Here is a 17,404-nt window from a genome sequence, read left to right on the forward strand (position 1 = left end):
TGAGTTGAATTCCATTAAGCCTCAACTACTTCTTTGAATTTCCACAACACTTTTGGGAAATCCGAAAAAATTTGAGTCACAACATTTAATGCAATTTCGTTATCCTCAGCAGAAGAAATTGAATGTTTCACAAATAGTTGTCCGTCTTCTTCTGTGATATCATGGCAAAAATAAAATGTACCTGCGTCTGGGATCGTATACTTATCGTGATAGATCTCGTTCTCAACTATTTTTGATAAAACAAATTCCATGGCTGGCATGTCCTTCAATTTCATTCGGCCAGTAGTGCCTGTTCTTACTTCCCCGTCAAATTGAAGCTCTTCTAAGTCTTCCTCCCATAATACACGCTTTTCTTTGTTAATATAGTGCTCCCATATTTTCTCTTTCGGTGCGTTAAAAGCAATCTTAATACCAATTTCCATTATCGCAGCTCCTTTATAAGGTTACTTATTATATATATACTTATAATAATCTGTTATCCAAGTAATGTCAATCATGACCACCCGTCCAACGGGTGGTTTGCTCTTGGGGTATAACCCCCTGTTGCCAAACTGCGCCTAAAGACGCTAGCCTGACCACAAATCTGTTCAGGCTCAGTGTTAATTGTCACTTTCACTTACCAGTTAAACCGGTTTATTTCTTTTTGCCCCTGTTGCTGCTGAATGGATCTTCGTACTCTTTTACGCTCAGCTTATCTACAGCTTGGTCATGTGCCTCTTGTTCACGAATGTACTTCGCTACGGTTGCTTCATTCAAACCTACCGTACTCACATAATATCCTTCTGCCCAGAATTTTCGATTCCCGTATTTATACTTTAGTTGTGCGTGCTTCTCGAAGATCATTAACGAACTTTTTCCCTTTAGATATCCCATGAATGATGAGACTGAAATTTTCGGTGGGATAGCGACCAACATATGGACATGATCAGGCATCATGTGACCTTCTATAATTTCTACTCCCTTGTACTTACATAAGCGTTTGAAAATTTCTATTAAATCTCTTCTTACTTGATTATAGATCTCTTTCCGTCTATACTTCGGGGTGAAGACAATGTGGTATTTGCACATCCACTTTGTGTGAGCTAGACTATAGCTCTTGTTTGCCATTTAAGACCATTCCTTTCTTTGAGCCTGAACATCTCAATTTTATCGGAATGGTCTTAGTGGTCAAACCGCTGATCCCTCCACCCGCATAGCGGGTGGTTTTTTTGTTTCGCGCGTTTCACGCACTCAACCGGCTAAAGCCATAACAAAAAGCCTCCCTCGGGAGCAATGTCATTAAGTTAGTCTCCGAAGACAAGATCGCGAATAGAAAATGAATCTGAAGCGGCATGGGAAATACCCTGTGCCGTTTGTTTTTTGTTTGCAAGACTGAAAAATGGGTACAGCAAACAAACGGATGGACGATCCGCTTAAAAAAATGTTCATATGAATCGAATTATGCTACTCTGTAGACGAAGCTGACAGCTGATCTATAGCGGATTTTGCGCGTATTCTTTTGTCCCGGGCTAAAGGGTCGAATCGGCAAAATGTTTTTGCGAATCAGTGCTTCAACATCGAGCGGGGGTTCATCGCCTCGAGAGCGCAAGAATTGTCTACAAACGTAAACGGCAACCGTGAAATTGACTTGATATTGATGCCGTTTATCCATTTGCGAAATGACGACGTGCGAGGTCATCATTTCAGTGAAGTTGTAGAGAATCATTCTTGCATAAATCTCTTGGGCGATGAACGCTTGCTTCTTTGCGTGAAAGCTCGTCAGACCGACCGTGTATTTTAATGCCCTAAACGAGGTTTCAATGCCCCATCGCATGCGATAAAGGGACCTGAGTTCATCGGGCGGGAAGTCCGCGGCAGAAAGATTCGTAATGACGGTTTCATAAGCGCCGTCAGGCAGGACGAAACGAACAACCCGAAAAGATAGCGGGTAAATCATGTTCTCATGCGAATCCAAAAAATCAAATGTAGAATTGGACGGAAGGAATTTGTACCCAGGATAAGACTTGAACGCTTTGGTTTGTTTTCTGGTAAGTGTCAGATAAATGTCCCGATCAAACTCTTCGCTAGCGGGCAAACGTAAGCTAGACAGAATACCACTGGAATCCAAATCCTTTACCCGAATAACGTAGTTCCACCCTTTACGTTCAATATGCGCGAAATTGTTATAGCTTTCATAGCCTCTGTCCGCAATCACAATGGTTTTGCTCTTGATGGGCGAACGATCAACCATGGTTGCCAGCGCCCTTCCCTCGTTACTTAGCCTTCTTGGCTGGACAAGAGCATCCACGTAAAGTCTGTTACATAAGTCGTACGCTGCGTTCAAATGCAGGAGGTTATAGCCCTTCGTGTTGGGTTGACTTTGAAAGAAGCTGTTCTTGTCAGCCGGATCCGTTGCGATATGTAAATCCGAACCGTCAATGGCAAGTAATCGATATCCGCGGTAATCTTTGATATCCTTGTACGTTTGAGTGAATTTGTGAAATAAGCATTCTACAGCAGACGGCAAAATTTTATTGCGTTGTTGGACAAAAGCGGAAGTCGTTGCCGTGTTTACGTCATAACCTTGCGATTCCAAGAGCTCCTTGTATATGCTGTTTCCACCCATAGAGATCAGAAGTTGCATCATCGTTTCGAAGGGCAGCTTTTTCTTCCGGGTAAAGTCCTTTTCGGGGTTTTTGACATAAGGCGCTGGTGCCGCTGACATCTCTCGAATGAGGGTTGTCAGCGTTTCTTTTAGTGAACTCGCGTAAGCATGCATGGGCGAAACCCCCTCATTTTTTTCAAGGGGCTTCGCCACACATTTTCAACTGCTTGTCAAGGCTTATTTGTCTTTTTGGGCACAAAAAAGAGCGGGCTATCTATTCGATAACCTGCTCTTGCTTTTGAATATTGGGCACACGCTTTAACTTAATGACATTGCCCTCGGGAGGCTCTTTGTACTTTGCAGCTGTATCATTTCATGTAGCGATATTCCAGGAGATCCTTCAAATTTGAAATTTTCTGCTGCAGCTCCTCGCCGACATTGGTCTCTCTGACCAGCTTCCGCTCCAGTTCTTTGTCCACCAGTCTTTTTACAGACAAGACGTCTGTTCCGTTACATAACACTTCTTCTTTTGAATTAAATTTCTTATGGGCAACGAGCTGCATGCCGAAGGAATTATACAACAAGGTATATCCTGCGATGCCCGTTGTGGATTGATAGGCTTTGGAAAAACCACCGTCAATGACGACCATCTTCCCGTTCGCTTTAATGGGGTTCTCTCCACGAATTTCTTTAACGGGCGTGTGGCCGTTAATGATATGTCCATGATCCGGATCCAAATCGAACTCCAGCAGGATTTTGCGGCAGATCTCCTCATTTTCACGCAAATGGTAGTAAGGGTTCTTTCTCTCCTTATGGGTTTCTTTATCTTGGATAAAGTACCGTTCAAAGGTGGTCATTTCTCTCTTTCCAAATAGGGAAGAACATTCCCCTGTCCAGATGTACCATACCATATCCGTAGCCAGATCATCCGTCTCTTCCGGATGGGTAAAGGCGTAACGTAAATAATGTTCAAAAACATCGATCAGCTGACGGCCCGAATACGTCCTGTCTTCAATCTGCATTTTTTCCATGTTGCCTTGTTCATCCAAAGGAATACAGCCGTGGATTAACAGATTCCCGTTATATTTCAAATAAAAACTACCCTTTTTCATCAGAAATTTCATATGTCTGGCCAGCTTTTCCGAATGCTGAACGGAGAACAACAGCTTGTCCATCACTTGCTGTTCTTCCTCCAGCAATTGTTCAGGCTGCTTCGGATTTACGGTAGCGAAACAGGTGTTCTCCAGCGGGTAAGTTTGTCCGCCGAGCTTGATTTCATTTTTGTCGTAATCGATATGCTCAAGCAATAGTCTATTGGACATTTTAAAGTATGGGCGTCTCTTGATAATCGGGGCTTCAAGCTTAAACTGGATCATGGCGATGGCTTGATGAATTTTGGTAATCTGCTGGATTTCCTGTTCCGATATGTTATGTCCGGCTTGCAGCTTCGGTCTGAAGGCCGGATTGTCATCATAGTATTTCTCCGCCAAGTTCACCAGTGGGCGAAGATTGATCCCGTATACGTCTTCAATGATGTCCAGATTATCGTATCTGGCGCAGATCCGGATAATATTCGCAAGGCAGACCAGGGAACCTGAATAGGCTCCTATCCATAGAACATCATGGTTCCCCCACTGAATGTCTACAGAATGGTAGTTGATCAGCGTGTCCATAATTTTATCGGGGTCAGGTCCGCGGTCATAGATATCACCGACAACATGAAGATGGTCAACCACCAGGCGCTGGGTCGTATAAGCAAGGCCGATAATGAGCTTGTCCGCTTGGCCTAAGGAGATAATTTGCTCGTATATTTCCTCATAATAAGGATCCTTATTGTTCGTCAAATCCGTCTTGTATAGAAGCTCTTCCACAATATACACAAATTGCTCCGGCAGAGCTTTACGCAATTTCGAGCGCGTATATTTGGAAGAAGCATAAGAAATGAGTTTGAGCATATGTTCAATCGTTTGTCTGTACCATTGGTTCAAGGCTTGTGTATTGCACAAGTCTGTTTTAACCAGCTTTATTTTATCTTCCGGATAATAAACCAATGCCGCAAAATCATTAATTTCGTTATCCGTCCATACCTCACGGAATAAGTCTCTGATTTTCTCTTTTACAGTACCCGAACCGTTTCTAAGTACATGCTGAAAAGCATGGAACTCCCCATGCAAATCACTGACAAAATGCTCTGTTCCCTTTGGGAGGTTGGAGATGGCTTCAAGGTTGATGATCTCTGTTATGACTTTCTCTTCCGTATCATATTTATGGGCCAATAAATCTAGAAACTGTGCATCCAAATAGATGTCCCCCTTCAAGTAAGTATAGAGATGTATATACCTAATTAGCTCATTTGAAGCAAATTCCTGCCTGTGTCCTTCTTTCCGGAGTCCTGTTATGGATAAATCCAAAAAAAACCGCCAATGGCGGCTTGGATTTTATACCTTTATTTAATTCCCTCTCCTCATAGCGTATCCACCCGTTAATTCAATTAACCCTTTCGTTGAACGCTGCTTTAAGTTCAAGATGATTCAACACCCCACAGTTATTGACAAAAAATTCCGAACTGATTTATATTTGGAATTTAGCATATTGAAATCATTGGATTCATAACCGTTATGTTCCTAAATTTCTCGTTAGTGACATAAGAAAACGATGGGACGAGAGGGAGATGATCGTGAAACAAAAAATCATTTATTTGGAAGGGATTAGGGGTACAGCTGCATTTATCGTTGTATTTGCCCACTTCTTTCAGGTATTCATGCCTTCGGTGTTTGAAGGTAATGGGGATATCGTGCACTTTGCCTTTGAGACACCAGCTTCTAAAACTCCGATTAATCTACTTTTTAATGGTAATTTTTCGGTAACATTGTTCTTCGTCTTAAGCGGGTATGTTCTAAGTTATCGTTTTTTTCGGGACAAGGTGAACCGGGTTATCTATTCGAGCGCGGTACGCAGATATTTCCGGCTAGCAATTCCAGCTTTTGTTTCCGTTATATTTGCCTTTGCTCTGATGAGCTTCGAATTCGGTTATTTCGACGATATAAGTCCGGTTACAATGTCTACAATGCCAGATCCATATGCCGCTGACCCAACCATCTGGGCAATGTGGACAGAAGGGCTCTTCCATACATTTTTCACCTATGGGAATAAGTACAATCCGGTATTATGGACGATGACATACGAGTTATTTGGATCGTTTCTGATTTTCACATTCTTGATCCTGCTAGGTAAGCTAAGGATTCGTTATATCGCTTATCCTCTATTGATTTATTGCTTCCTGGATTCTTATTATCTGGGCTTCGTCTTAGGCTTGCTGCTAAGTGATCTGCATAATAGCGGACGCAATTGGCTTGAGCTGGTCAACCGCCCGTGAGTCAATGTACTGCTTGTCATTATCGGTATTTATGTAGGATCATTTCCTTATGTCGCAGGTGAAAATACGGTTTATTCGATTCTTGTTTGGAACGCACCTGGGTTTTCGTTTTTCGTATTCTATCATGTTATAGGGTCATTCTTAATCATACTTGCCTCGCTCAATTCAAAGTGGATGCAGACCCTGTTTAGCAGTAAGCCGTTTGCTTATTTAGGAAAAGTATCGTTCTCGCTATATCTCGTACACTTTACTATTATTCTCTCTCTTGGATGTTATCTGTTCATGCAATTATCCAGCAGCTTATCGTACGGCCCAATCTGGCGATTGTAATGCCAATTACGTTGATCGTTATCTTCGCCTTAAGTCACCTTATGTATCGCTATATAGATAGCGGAACGGTTAAGCTTCTTGGTACATGGAGCAGTCGCTTGTTCGATCCGGAGCTTAGCAAGCCAATCAAGGAAAAGGGACATATACAGCAATCCTCGTAAATCATCTTCGTAACTAAACTCTGTATAAAGTCGGCATATTTAACCATAATAAGACAGCCTGTTTTATTACATTGTACAGAGGAGCAGATGAATGTGAAAAACAATTGGTTGCTAGCCTTGCCATTATCCTTGGCGCTCGTAACTAGCATGTCACCGACAGTTGCATCCGCGCATGCGGCGAAGATTACCCAAGAAAAAGGTGCGCTTTGCATAAGTCCCAAAATGGTTCAGTTAAAAACCGATATGCAGAAGGTTTGGATTGACCACACAATATGGACAAGAAGCTATATCGTCAGTGCCATATCCAATCGCCCGGATCAGCAAGATGTATTGAATCGGCTTTTACGAAACCAGCAGGATATAGGGAATGTGATCAAACCTTATTATGGGGAAGCTGCAGGCAATAAACTGGCGGATCTTCTAAGAGAGCATATTCTGATCGCAGGGAAAATTGTAGCGGCGGCTAAAGCGGGCAATCAGGCGGAAGTGAAAAAGCTTGAGGCGGATTGGCATAGAAATGCCGACGATATCGCCAAATTTTTAAGCGCAGCGAATCCGAACTGGCAGTTTAAAGAGCTGCAAGATATGCTGTACACGCACCTTCAGCTGATAACAGAGATAGTCCTTAACTGTCTCAAAGGCGATTGGAAAGCGGATATCGCAGCAACCGACAAAAACGAGATCCACATGATTCATTTAGCGGACATTCTGACAGAAGGTATTGTCAAACAGTTTCCTGATAAGTTTTAAGTGAGCACTAAGACAATTCATATAAAAATGGGCAATCCGTTTTGTATTACGGATGCCCATTAGTATTAAGATGAACTTTATGAGAAACATCTGAGGAACGAGAAGTTCTAGTTTTCAATAATGACGCTTTCTAATCTAAGATTTACCGGGTTCGCAATAGTATCTCCAACCGGGCACTTGCTCTCCAGAAATTGTATAAAATCGTCAACCTTCTCTTTTGGTGAATCGGTTTTGATTCGGAACGTATACCGGATGTCTGAGTAGCCTGGACGAACCGTAGATCTGTCGAAAAATCCATCGAGATCAATATCCCCTTCAACCTCCACGTGAAAATCGTTGAGATTCACACCGAATTTGGAAGCATAGACCCTGGCTACGATAGATTGGCATGCGCCTAATGAGGCGAGCAATGCTTCAACTGGATTCATTCCCGTATCCGTTCCGCCTAAATTCTTGGGTTCATCGATGGTCAACTCGAAATTTCTGGAGGTTGTTTTAACTCTTACTCCATCTTGTAAGTGTGCTGTTGCTTTGAAGGTATGAACATCAGCCATAATATACTCTCCTTTAAATGTAATTACGTGCATAATCATTTGCAATACCGACTTATCCACTATGTATAATACGCATTATAAGCGCGATGTTAGAATCTGTCAATCCAACAAACCACAAGAAGACCCTGGCATCAAATACCAGGGTCTTCTTCAAATAGATTACTAAAGTGGATTTAGAGCAAATTACACCAAATATTTTCCCGTGATCGACCGTTCCTCATGGATAATTTGTGATGGTGTGCCTTCAAACACAACCTGTCCACCCTTGCTGCCTCCGTCCGGTCCCATATCGATGATCCAGTCGGCGTGGCTGATCACATCCAGGTTGTGCTCAATGACAATCACCGTATTACCGGCATCCACAAGGCGGTTCATGATCTCAAGAAGGTGACCGATATCTGACATATGCAGACCGGTCGTCGGCTCGTCCATCACATAGATGCTGCCCTTCTTATGCAGCTCGCTGGCCAGCTTGATTCGCTGGCATTCACCGCCCGAAAGCGTACTGAGCGGCTGGCCGAGTGTAATATAGTTCAGTCCGACATCGTTCATGGCCTGGAGCTTGCGCACCACTTCTTTTAGCTGAAAGAATTCGAGTGCCTGCTCTACAGTCATCTCGAGCACTTCTGCAATTGACTTGCCGTCTAGCTTGTACGCGAGCACCTCTTCTTTAAACCGTCTGCCTCCGCACACTTCGCATGGCAGCTTCAAGCTGTCCAGGAATGCAAGATCTGTGTACACAACGCCTAGCCCCTGGCAGTTCTCGCAAGCCCCCTTGGAGTTGAAGCTGAACAAGCCTGGGCTCACCTTATTTGCGGAAGCAAACGCCTTGCGTACATCATCCATAATTCCCGTGTAGGTCGCCGGATTCGAGCGTGTTGATACGCCTACCGCTGATTGATCGATAACGATCGCATCCGGATGCTGGCTGAGGAACACTTCGTTAATTAGCGTACTTTTGCCCGAGCCAGCGACACCTGTAACCACTGTCAATACTCCTGTTGGAATATCTACGCTAACGTTTTGCAGGTTGTGGAGCTCTGCATCCTTAATGGAGAGTTTGCCGGATGGCTGTCTGCAATCGTGCTTGAGCTCAAGCGGCCGCTTCATATGGGTGCCTGTCAATGTACCTGACTCCAATAGGCCTTGGAAGCTTCCTTCATACATGATGGTACCACCGCGGCTGCCGGCGTGTGGCCCGACGTCAACGATATGGTCCGCCACCTTAATTACATCAGGATCATGCTCGACGACAATCACGGTATTGCCTTTGTCCCGCAGCTTCTTCAGCAACTCATTTAACCGGTGTACATCTCGGGGGTGCAAGCCAACGCTGGGCTCATCGAAAATATAAGTGACATCTACCAGGCTTCCGCTCAAGTGCTTCACCATCTTGACACGCTGCGACTCGCCACCGGACAAGGTATCCGTCTCACGGTCCAGCGTCAAGTAGTCAAGCCCGATATCCACCAAATGCTGCAGTCGTTCCGTCAGTGACTTCACAACCGGTGCGGCGGCAGCCATGTCAATCTCTTGGATGACGCGAATAAGCTGACCAATCTCCATCGAGGACATATCCGCGATGTTCAGCCCATTGATCCTGCAGCTGAGCGTGGCCTGACTGAGTCTTGCGCCGTGGCAGCTTGTGCAAGGCCCCTCCGAAATGAAGGGGGCAACCGTTTTTTGCGTTCGCTCGGACTTCATCTTTACATCCTGCTTGATGTACTTATTGGTGAACTTCTCAATGACGCCTTCCACTGTAATATTCATTGTCTTGCCGGCGAATTGTGTCGCCACTTTTCTCGCCTTGCTGTACAGCAACTGTTCCAGTTCTTCCTCTGAATAATCGCTCAGCTTCTTGTCGAGATCGAAATTCCCCGACTGCACGGTCATCGACCAATCCATACTGTCCACCGTATAGCCCGGCAGCAGGATTGCCCCTTCATTAAGCGACTTAGACATATCCAGCGCCTTGCTCATATCTACGCCCAGGCTGCGGCCAATTCCGTTACACTCAGGGCACATGCCCTGCGGATCGTTGAAGGAGAACATATTCACATGTCCAATATAGGGTTGACCTACACGGGAAAAGAGCAGCCGGAGAATGGGAGAAATGTCAGTAATCGTGCCTAGTGTAGAATGGGAACCTCCACCCAGCCGCTTCTGATCCACAATAACAGCCATGCTCAGGTTCTCGATCGCATCCGCATCTGGCTGTGGATAGCGCGGAAGGAAATTACGTACGAACATGCTGAAGTTCTCATTCAGCAATCGGGTGGATTCTGCTGCAATCGTATCGAACACGATCGATGACTTACCGGATCCGGATACTCCGGTGAAAATGGTAATCTTCCGCTTCGGGATGCGGAGAGACACGTTTTTGAGATTATTCTCCCTCGCAGCTGTGATTACGATATACTCCTGATTAGATTCGCTCATACTTAACATCCTTTCGAATATTGTTATTTAACCCCTTGATTGAAATATGTAATGTCTTTACCTTTAACTAGTTCTCCAAATCCCCCCTTATAATAAGGCATTAATTCATCTGCTCTTTCAATGTCCAACCAAGCAATCTCGGAGATTTCTTCCGGGTATAATATCTCTTCTTCCCCTCCGGCTATCTCTGCTTTGAATGTAAAAAAAACCGCATGTTCACTTATGCTTTCAAACCTACACTCATTGATCGCTACAATGCCATAGACCTTAACATCAAAGCCTGTCTCCTCCTTCGCTTCTCGTAAGGCTGCTTGTTCTAATGATTCGCCCAACTCTACCGCTCCGCCTGGTAGCGACCAACTCGAGCGATCAACGTTATAGACTGCGAGGATTTTAGAGTTCGTTATATCTGTTATTAATGAGTACACTACATCAACTCGTTTCATTCATTCGCTCCTTTCTGTATTTAACTGGATACAACGTTAACCGAAGAATCCTGCATCATTAATTATGTGTGGGCAAGGATGTTTATTAGCTTGCCAAATGGGTCCCGGACGAAAAAACGTCGAACCCCCCATGGCTCATCTATTGGACCATATTCTATTGAAAATCCGGCATTCTTCATAAGTTCATAACAAACATCAACATTGTCAACTTCAATAGAAAGATCAGGTGTTGGCGCCTGTGAGCCTCCCTCAAAGGCGAAACTGATTTGGACACTCATGTCTTCATTTGATCCATAAGTTACAATCCAGCCATGGTCCATCAATAAATCGAGTCCTAGTACATCCTGATAGAACGATTTAGCCGCGCTTATATTCCTTGTATCTATATTCGGGACAATTCGTTTGACTTTCATTCGCTACCTCCTAATCTTAGAAATGTTAGTTTCGAAATCAGTCAAAACTAGCTATATCCATTTCTTTCATTGCCTTATTACTATCAAAATCATAATGAATCTCCGATATCTTTCCGCTTTTCTTTTCAATTATAAAGTAAGCATAATAATTACCTAATTTAAAACTGTACGAATTGGTTATTTCAGAATTGTATTCTTCATTCATATTATTACCATATACCTGTTTTAATTTGTCCAAATGATCACCCACTTGCATCCCTCTTATTGTATGTACTTTCTTTAGATCAATCGAAATAATACGGCCTTTTTTTAAAGTTTTATTATATAAATATTCCAAAATCAAATCAGGATTTGCTTTATTCGGATATGTAACCTGGTACCAGCTGTAATGATTTTTATTGACGATACCTGCTGCTTTAATCGCAACATTCTCGTTATCTTCATCAATTGGAATCTGCAATTTAGTAGAAAGTTCGGAAAGTGGTGTCTTATCATTCAAAATAATTTCATGGTAACTAACATCAAAATCGGACTTTGTAATTTCAGTTTCACCTGATTTGTTTGCTGAATCTACTGTAAGTTTACTTGATTTACTTAAAGTATCGTTACTGGCACACCCAGATACCGTAAAACAAAGTGTTAACAAGATCACAACTAAAAAGACGTTGCTCCTACACTTCATACTTTGCTTCCTCCCACTTTATATTAGTATAGTGCTGTTGCTACATGGTACTACTTTTCTTGATGAGCTATCATTTTAATGCTTTTACAAACCTGTATCCATTTATTTCAAACCCTTTCGCCTTATAAAAGTCATGTGCTTCCATTCTTTCCGCCTTTATCCCACTTGTTAAATAAATAATTTCAGCTCCCTGCTCAATACTCTTCTGCTCCGCAAACTTTATTAATGCTCTTCCCACCCCGCGTCCTCTAAAAGCAGACTTAGTCACTAGTGATATTATTTGTATAATTTCCTTATCCAGTTCATAGTTCAATGCAATACGAATACCGATCATACCTACAACGGTATCATCGATAACAGCTACATAGGTTTGATACTCCTTATTGTTCATGATGCGGCTCATTCTTCTGTTCATTTGATCTACAGAGGTTGGATAGCCCAACTCCCCCATTAACTCCGCCATTACCGCGACATCACCAGATTCATATGCTCGTATCTTCAACATGATTGTTCTCCCCATTCTGCATTATTTGTATCTTCTCAATATCCCAGCAGAAATAAAAGACCGGTGTTCAACCGGTCATTGTAGATTAATAGACAAGCATAGAATTTCGAAATATCATTTCAGTAGTCGTCACACCTCTTTAACCCTTTGTTCTATTCCATCAAGTAATAAGATTATTCCGGAATCAAACAGTTCATCAGAACCAATCAACTTAAATATATCTTCTTCGTGCATTCGTTGAAGCAATTTAAATTGAGATAGATCCACATGGTTTTTCTCTTTACCATCCTCCTCTAACGATATCTGCAGCATACGTTGTTCATATTCTTCAACGACAAAGTTGATGACGTAGTTAAACAAATGGGTCGTATATGAAAATTTTTGTTTATCCGTCAATAAAGTAGGTTCGAGCATCTGCAATAGAAATTCGAACAGCTTCATAAACTCAGCCTCTGGTCTTGACTTCATCAGAAGCTGACCGGAGCATGGGAATTGCTGAAGCTTGCTCCGCATAACACTTGCGCTTTTCTCAAGCATTTCTCGCCAGTCTCCTTGCTTAGGGAGATCACTGATGATCTCTTTTGCAACCAGGTTAGCCAACGTTTGATAAAGGACTTGTTTGCTCTCGAAGTACCAGTAGATCGTGGGAGCTTGAACATTCAACTCCTGGGAGAGTTTTCTCATTGTAAAATTTTCGATTCCTTGGTCGGCGAGTAGCCGCCATGAGGCTGCTATTATTTTCTCTTCGCTGATATGTGGCCTGCGGCTAGGCATAAAAAGCATTCCAACTCCATTCAAAAATTCTTATATGACTTATTATACTCTATATAGTGGACTGCATAGTCAGTAATATACTCAACTACAACAATATTCCAAACGGTGTTTTTAGAAAACCTATTTATTCCTCCAATTCTACATCTTCATCGGGCAACGGCTTCTGGTTGAACATGCTTTCCCCAGCTTTCGAGGAGAGCCGAACATCCCTCATCCCACGTTCAATGGCACTCACTTCATAATCGCGTAAAGCGGTCAAAAGTTCCTTTTCCCCGTTTTTTACGTTGATTAATTCTTTCGACAGCTCATAGGCATCAAAAAGTGCCGCGTTCCCTCCAATACCCGCTGGTGTCATGGGGTGCAGGGCATCTCCAAGTAAAATTAGAGAGGTCGTTTCTTTCCATGGCTTATACGGCAGAACATTACGAAGGTGATAGACCGCCGTTTTGTCTGGTTCTGCTAATTCCAGCATCCAATTGACTTGGGGATGCCAATGTTTGGTTTTTTCTTTTGTAAAAGACAACAATTCAGAACCGTTCATTTGGAAGAGCTGCTCATCAGGAATCCCAAACCACTCAGGTGAGCACGCAAACACAGCGTACAGGTAATCCTGTTGAGGAGAAATCTTCACATTAAGGAACATGGAATCAGGTAATTGTTCAATATTCGGCTTGAAAGCCATATCTTCTAGAAGAAGGGACACCGGAGCTTCTCCTTCTGGGCTTGCAAGTCCTCTCATACTGCCATCCCCAATAAGTAGATTTAGTTCCTTACGCCGCTCATCATTTAGAAAAACCTTGGTATAGAGAGCCCTTCCCCTAGTATCGAAAATTTCTACTCCAGGTTTGTACTGGTGGCGGACTTTGGAGCCTCCACCGTCTGCACCAACCAAGACATCCGCATCAATATGCTCTCCATTATCAAACCACGCTCTTAGGCGTCCGTTTTTCAATCTTTCGTAATGGGTGAAACGGTAACCGAAGCTAATCTTGTCACTAAGTTCGCCAAGCAACACTTCACGAAAAGTAAACCTATTTACGGATGGAGTGACCTCCGCTTTGTTGTACATCGGGTGCTGCTCTTCTGTGAGTTTCAAAGAAATCGGATCTAAGAAAGCAGGGTGTGCCGGTCCTACAACAGATGTCTCCATAAAGAGATCATAAAGTTTTTCTGGAAGGCAAAACCCTAGAGCGTCGAATCCATTCGCATTTATTTTGATTCGATAACCTGTTTGTACATAATTGTCTTCATGTTCACGTTCATACACGTGGAAATGAATATGATTTTTCCTCAAACTTTGTGCCAATGTAAGCCCTCCAAGACCTCCACCTATAATAACTACAAATAGTGATCCCATATAATTTCTCCTTTCTATAACGTTGTTAGATTTATCTTACATCGTTATATAGAGGATTTCAACCTAGTTGTTAATTTTTGTATACAAAAAAGCACCCCCACGTCGAACACCTACTTTTAAGTGTCAAGTTTAAGGGTACCCGTATAGTTGCATTAAATTAGGATGCTATTGTATTTCCCAATATTCTTATTATGTAATAATGACGCTCTATTATCTAACCATACCTCATAAATGTTCAAATTAATAAATTCATGCGAACCAGGAGCTAAGCCTGTAGTGTAGATAAGAGCTAAGTGCTGTTTCTTGGCCTCTTTACTATATCTCAGCTTTAATCAGCTTATAGTCATCGTTAAAATAGGCATGAATTCTGTGTCCCCCAAATAAATCTCCATCTAAGTATTCACAATAAATTTCACTGGACCGAATCTCAATGAATAACAAACTTATCAATTCAACAAATTGTTCAATTGTTACGTCATACTCACCTGCATCTACAGCATCCCAGTCTAGCTGAACATCATTTTCATCATACGCTGGCCAGAAATCATTTTTATATTCTAGTAATTCCTCAGCTATTTCTATTTTGGCCAATTGCTCAAATCTCTCGAACTCACTAACTAACAGCTTGGCTTTATTTACTAATACATCAACATCGGTACTCTCATCCTCAAGTTTCAGTGCCCAGTGTACCAATCCTTCGTTGTGAATATACGAATTTTGTTCCCTGCTATATGTAAAATGACCAATCCCGTTAACTGTAACGATCTTTTCCATTTAAGAATTCCTTTCAAATAAAAATTGCATCAAGTTACTCCCACAACCTTGTTACTTTAATCAGTTCAGTTTTGTTAAAGTCCAATTTATAAATATCCGGCATCGTCGTCGTATCCCAAAAATTATAATCATAACTCTTGTCGAAATAATTCATCATCAAAGTCATTATATCTCCATGAGTTCCAATAACTACTTTCGTGCCTCCATATGTGCTCAATAATTTCATTAAAATCCTTATAGCCCTTTGTTGAGCAACAGTTGAAGATTCTCCTTCTGGGAATGAGAAATCAAAGTCTTGATATACCTTGAATTTTGATTCCTTAAACTTATTTTCAGGAATTACTCCAATATTTCTCTCCCGAAGATCTTCAAATGTTGTAATATCATGGCTTCCAGCAGCATTTTTTATCGTTTGTATAGCTCTATCATAAGGGCTAGATACAAAATGATTTATTTCTTCGTTTTGTAAAATGTCTCCGACTATAAGTGAATCAACTCTCCCTTTGTCGGATAAGCATCTAGATCGTTCTTGACCATCTACATATGGAGATTCTGCATGTCTCACAAAATATATAGTTGTTGTTGTCTTCAAAGAATCCTCCTCTTTCTATAAGTACTGCAAAAGTGGCTGCGATTGTATTCACGAACCCTCATTAGCATAATAAAATGACTTGACCCAGACGTAATTCCTATTCCTTTCTTTACACCATTCTACAAAATTGTCTTCCTTGTGATTGTTAAATTCTATCCAGTCATTAATAAGGTTATTGTAATAATCCAGATCGATTTTAATTTGTGATTTTATTTCCTCATCAAGAACATTCACCATAAGTTTACGTATCTCTTTAAGCAACTTTTGATCTTCCTTTAATTCACCTAAATAGGTATTCTCCGAAATATGGTGAAATGAATACCAGAGAGAGTAAAACTTCATATCAATGACTTTATTCAAGGCACTTTGTTCATCATCGTATCCACCAAGTTCGATAGCTTTCTGTAGGTACAACAACTGATTTTTTGAATTAAGAAACATTCCATACCATCTATAAGGCCTTGAGTCATTACTACTACCCATCCAGCATTTAAGAATGGGTTTCAACAGATTTTCCTCTAAAGGATAAACTAAGACATGATGGATATTTTCTGAATCTTCAATTATGCCAAAAAACCAAATTACAAATTCTTGTTGTTTCTCAGCATTCCAATGATTTGCTTCATCAATGAACGCCTGCAAGACCACAAATGATTGTTTTCGGAGTCCCTTTTCTTTCAGTGAACAATACTCACGAAATAATCGGTACTCCAAAGGCACATCACTTGAAAGAATATTTATAAGGACATTGCTCACGGGCCATAACACCTCTAATTTCTTATTCTTGTGGGGATATAAACTTACATAATTCCCTTAAATACACCCTTAGCACATAAGGTTGATCGTTAATCAGATCATTATTGTCTGCTTCTTCAACTGGTATTCCTCTAAGATAAGGAGAATTTATAAATTCCCCAATTAAGTCCTCGAGATTATCTGATAACTCAATATCACAACCAAATGGAAGAATTGAATGATTACACGACATACATCACTACAATGAATTACCTTCAACAATATCTCTAATTTCCCTTAATTCTTTGATTGTTAAATGATTATTTGGAGGCATTTCAAAATAGTTATCTTCCTTCCAGATACCAATCATCCCAGCATTCACACTCGCTTCAATGTCATTGATTGGATGGTCCCCCACATAAATTGCTTCTTGCGGTTGCAATCCTAAGCGTTCCAATGCTCTTTGGAATATTTCGATTTTAGGTTTTCTTAAGCCTTCACTTTCTGAAATTAATATCTCGTCAAAATAATGTTCAATTTTGAGTCCTCTTATATTATTCATCTGAAAGTTAGCAAATCCATTCGTAATGATTCCTAACTTTAATTTCTCCTCTTTTAGGAATTCAAGAGTATCGATTAAGCCTGGAAAGCCAATGCAAAAATGTTGAAAGGAGTCTATATAATCGTCAAGTAAAACTTGCCATGGTAAATTTATTTTCAGCTCTTTAAGGAGTTGTTGATAGACTTCATCTTTCAAAACATATCCCTTCTGATCTAATTCAATAAACTTTTGAATAAAAAAATGTTCTTCAACACACTGAAAAGCCTGTATTCGATGATATTGATTTCGAAGAAAAGCGACCAACGATTGGTCGCGATCAAGTAATGTTCCATCCAAATCAAATAGTATTCCTTTAATCATGATTTCAGTC

The 17,404-nt window shown here is 41.4% G+C and carries 19 protein-coding genes; 3 read left to right on the forward strand and 16 right to left on the reverse strand.

Features of this window, described 5'->3' with window-relative positions:
• Positions 1-14: 14 nt before the first annotated feature.
• The 4 genes from ACRRNK_RS10915 to ACRRNK_RS10930 all read right to left on the reverse strand — a co-directional run bounded on the left by ACRRNK_RS10915 (position 15) and on the right by ACRRNK_RS10930 (position 4,884).
• The gene (locus tag ACRRNK_RS10915; protein WP_433946746.1) at positions 15-422 is read right to left on the reverse strand and encodes a hypothetical protein; all 408 of its coding nucleotides are present in this window, start codon (positions 420-422) and stop codon (positions 15-17) included.
• Between the two features lie 211 nt (positions 423-633).
• Positions 634-1,107, reverse strand: coding sequence for an IS200/IS605 family transposase (gene tnpA, locus ACRRNK_RS10920; protein WP_433942914.1), 474 nt, complete (start codon positions 1,105-1,107; stop codon positions 634-636).
• Between the two features lie 331 nt (positions 1,108-1,438).
• A complete protein-coding gene (locus ACRRNK_RS10925; protein ID WP_433942885.1) occupies positions 1,439-2,758 on the reverse strand; it encodes an IS4 family transposase in 1,320 nt (439 codons plus the stop codon).
• 194 nt (positions 2,759-2,952) lie between these two features.
• A complete protein-coding gene (locus ACRRNK_RS10930; RefSeq protein WP_433946747.1) occupies positions 2,953-4,884 on the reverse strand; it encodes a fructose-1,6-bisphosphatase in 1,932 nt (643 codons plus the stop codon).
• Positions 4,885-5,261: 377 nt separating this feature from the next.
• Here ACRRNK_RS10930 and ACRRNK_RS10935 point away from each other — a divergent pair, with 377 nt between their 5' ends.
• The 3 genes from ACRRNK_RS10935 to ACRRNK_RS10945 all read left to right on the forward strand — a co-directional run bounded on the left by ACRRNK_RS10935 (position 5,262) and on the right by ACRRNK_RS10945 (position 7,201).
• Positions 5,262-5,960: an acyltransferase family protein gene (locus ACRRNK_RS10935; RefSeq protein ID WP_433946748.1), complete on the forward strand. Its 699-nt coding sequence runs from the start codon at positions 5,262-5,264 to the stop codon at positions 5,958-5,960.
• Positions 5,961-6,229: 269 nt separating this feature from the next.
• On the forward strand, positions 6,230-6,451 hold the full coding sequence (locus ACRRNK_RS10940; RefSeq protein WP_433946749.1) for a hypothetical protein: 222 nt from the start codon (positions 6,230-6,232) through the stop codon (positions 6,449-6,451).
• 93 nt (positions 6,452-6,544) lie between these two features.
• Positions 6,545-7,201 (forward strand): glycosyltransferase, encoded by a 657-nt coding sequence (locus tag ACRRNK_RS10945; RefSeq protein WP_433942790.1) that lies wholly within the window; start codon positions 6,545-6,547, stop codon positions 7,199-7,201.
• A gap of 107 nt (positions 7,202-7,308) precedes the next feature.
• Here the strand turns inward: ACRRNK_RS10945 and ACRRNK_RS10950 are convergent, their stop codons facing one another.
• The 12 genes from ACRRNK_RS10950 to ACRRNK_RS11005 form a co-directional block, all read right to left on the reverse strand.
• Positions 7,309-7,755, reverse strand: a complete 447-nt coding sequence (locus ACRRNK_RS10950) for an OsmC family protein (RefSeq protein ID WP_433942791.1) — start codon at positions 7,753-7,755, stop codon at positions 7,309-7,311.
• A 183-nt stretch (positions 7,756-7,938) separates the two neighbouring features.
• Positions 7,939-10,194 (reverse strand): ATP-binding cassette domain-containing protein, encoded by a 2,256-nt coding sequence (locus ACRRNK_RS10955; protein ID WP_433942792.1) that lies wholly within the window; start codon positions 10,192-10,194, stop codon positions 7,939-7,941.
• A 23-nt stretch (positions 10,195-10,217) separates the two neighbouring features.
• Positions 10,218-10,640, reverse strand: coding sequence for an NUDIX hydrolase (locus tag ACRRNK_RS10960; RefSeq protein ID WP_433942793.1), 423 nt, complete (start codon positions 10,638-10,640; stop codon positions 10,218-10,220).
• Positions 10,641-10,702: 62 nt separating this feature from the next.
• Entirely contained in the window at positions 10,703-11,053 is a 351-nt protein-coding gene (locus ACRRNK_RS10965; RefSeq protein WP_433942794.1) for a VOC family protein, read from the reverse strand.
• Between the two features lie 37 nt (positions 11,054-11,090).
• A complete protein-coding gene (locus ACRRNK_RS10970; protein WP_433942795.1) occupies positions 11,091-11,735 on the reverse strand; it encodes a hypothetical protein in 645 nt (214 codons plus the stop codon).
• Positions 11,736-11,805: 70 nt separating this feature from the next.
• Positions 11,806-12,240, reverse strand: a complete 435-nt coding sequence (locus ACRRNK_RS10975) for a GNAT family N-acetyltransferase (protein ID WP_433942796.1) — start codon at positions 12,238-12,240, stop codon at positions 11,806-11,808.
• A gap of 129 nt (positions 12,241-12,369) precedes the next feature.
• Positions 12,370-13,023 carry a TetR/AcrR family transcriptional regulator gene (locus ACRRNK_RS10980; RefSeq protein ID WP_433942797.1) on the reverse strand — a complete coding sequence of 218 codons (654 nt, stop codon included), beginning with the start codon at positions 13,021-13,023 and terminating at the stop codon, positions 12,370-12,372.
• 115 nt (positions 13,024-13,138) lie between these two features.
• Positions 13,139-14,371 (reverse strand): FAD-dependent oxidoreductase, encoded by a 1,233-nt coding sequence (locus ACRRNK_RS10985; protein ID WP_433942798.1) that lies wholly within the window; start codon positions 14,369-14,371, stop codon positions 13,139-13,141.
• Between the two features lie 315 nt (positions 14,372-14,686).
• The gene (locus ACRRNK_RS10990) at positions 14,687-15,145 is read right to left on the reverse strand and encodes a DUF2262 domain-containing protein (RefSeq protein ID WP_433942799.1); all 459 of its coding nucleotides are present in this window, start codon (positions 15,143-15,145) and stop codon (positions 14,687-14,689) included.
• A gap of 34 nt (positions 15,146-15,179) precedes the next feature.
• A complete protein-coding gene (locus ACRRNK_RS10995; protein WP_433942800.1) occupies positions 15,180-15,737 on the reverse strand; it encodes a histidine phosphatase family protein in 558 nt (185 codons plus the stop codon).
• Between the two features lie 48 nt (positions 15,738-15,785).
• Positions 15,786-16,493 (reverse strand): hypothetical protein, encoded by a 708-nt coding sequence (locus tag ACRRNK_RS11000; protein WP_433942801.1) that lies wholly within the window; start codon positions 16,491-16,493, stop codon positions 15,786-15,788.
• 238 nt (positions 16,494-16,731) lie between these two features.
• Complete coding sequence (locus ACRRNK_RS11005; RefSeq protein ID WP_433942802.1) at positions 16,732-17,394, reverse strand: HAD family hydrolase; 663 nt, start codon at positions 17,392-17,394, stop codon at positions 16,732-16,734.
• Between the last annotated feature and the right edge of the window lie 10 nt (positions 17,395-17,404).

Source organism: Paenibacillus sp. SN-8-1, assembly GCF_050995535.1.
In the GTDB taxonomy this organism is placed as follows: domain Bacteria; phylum Bacillota; class Bacilli; order Paenibacillales; family Paenibacillaceae; genus Fontibacillus.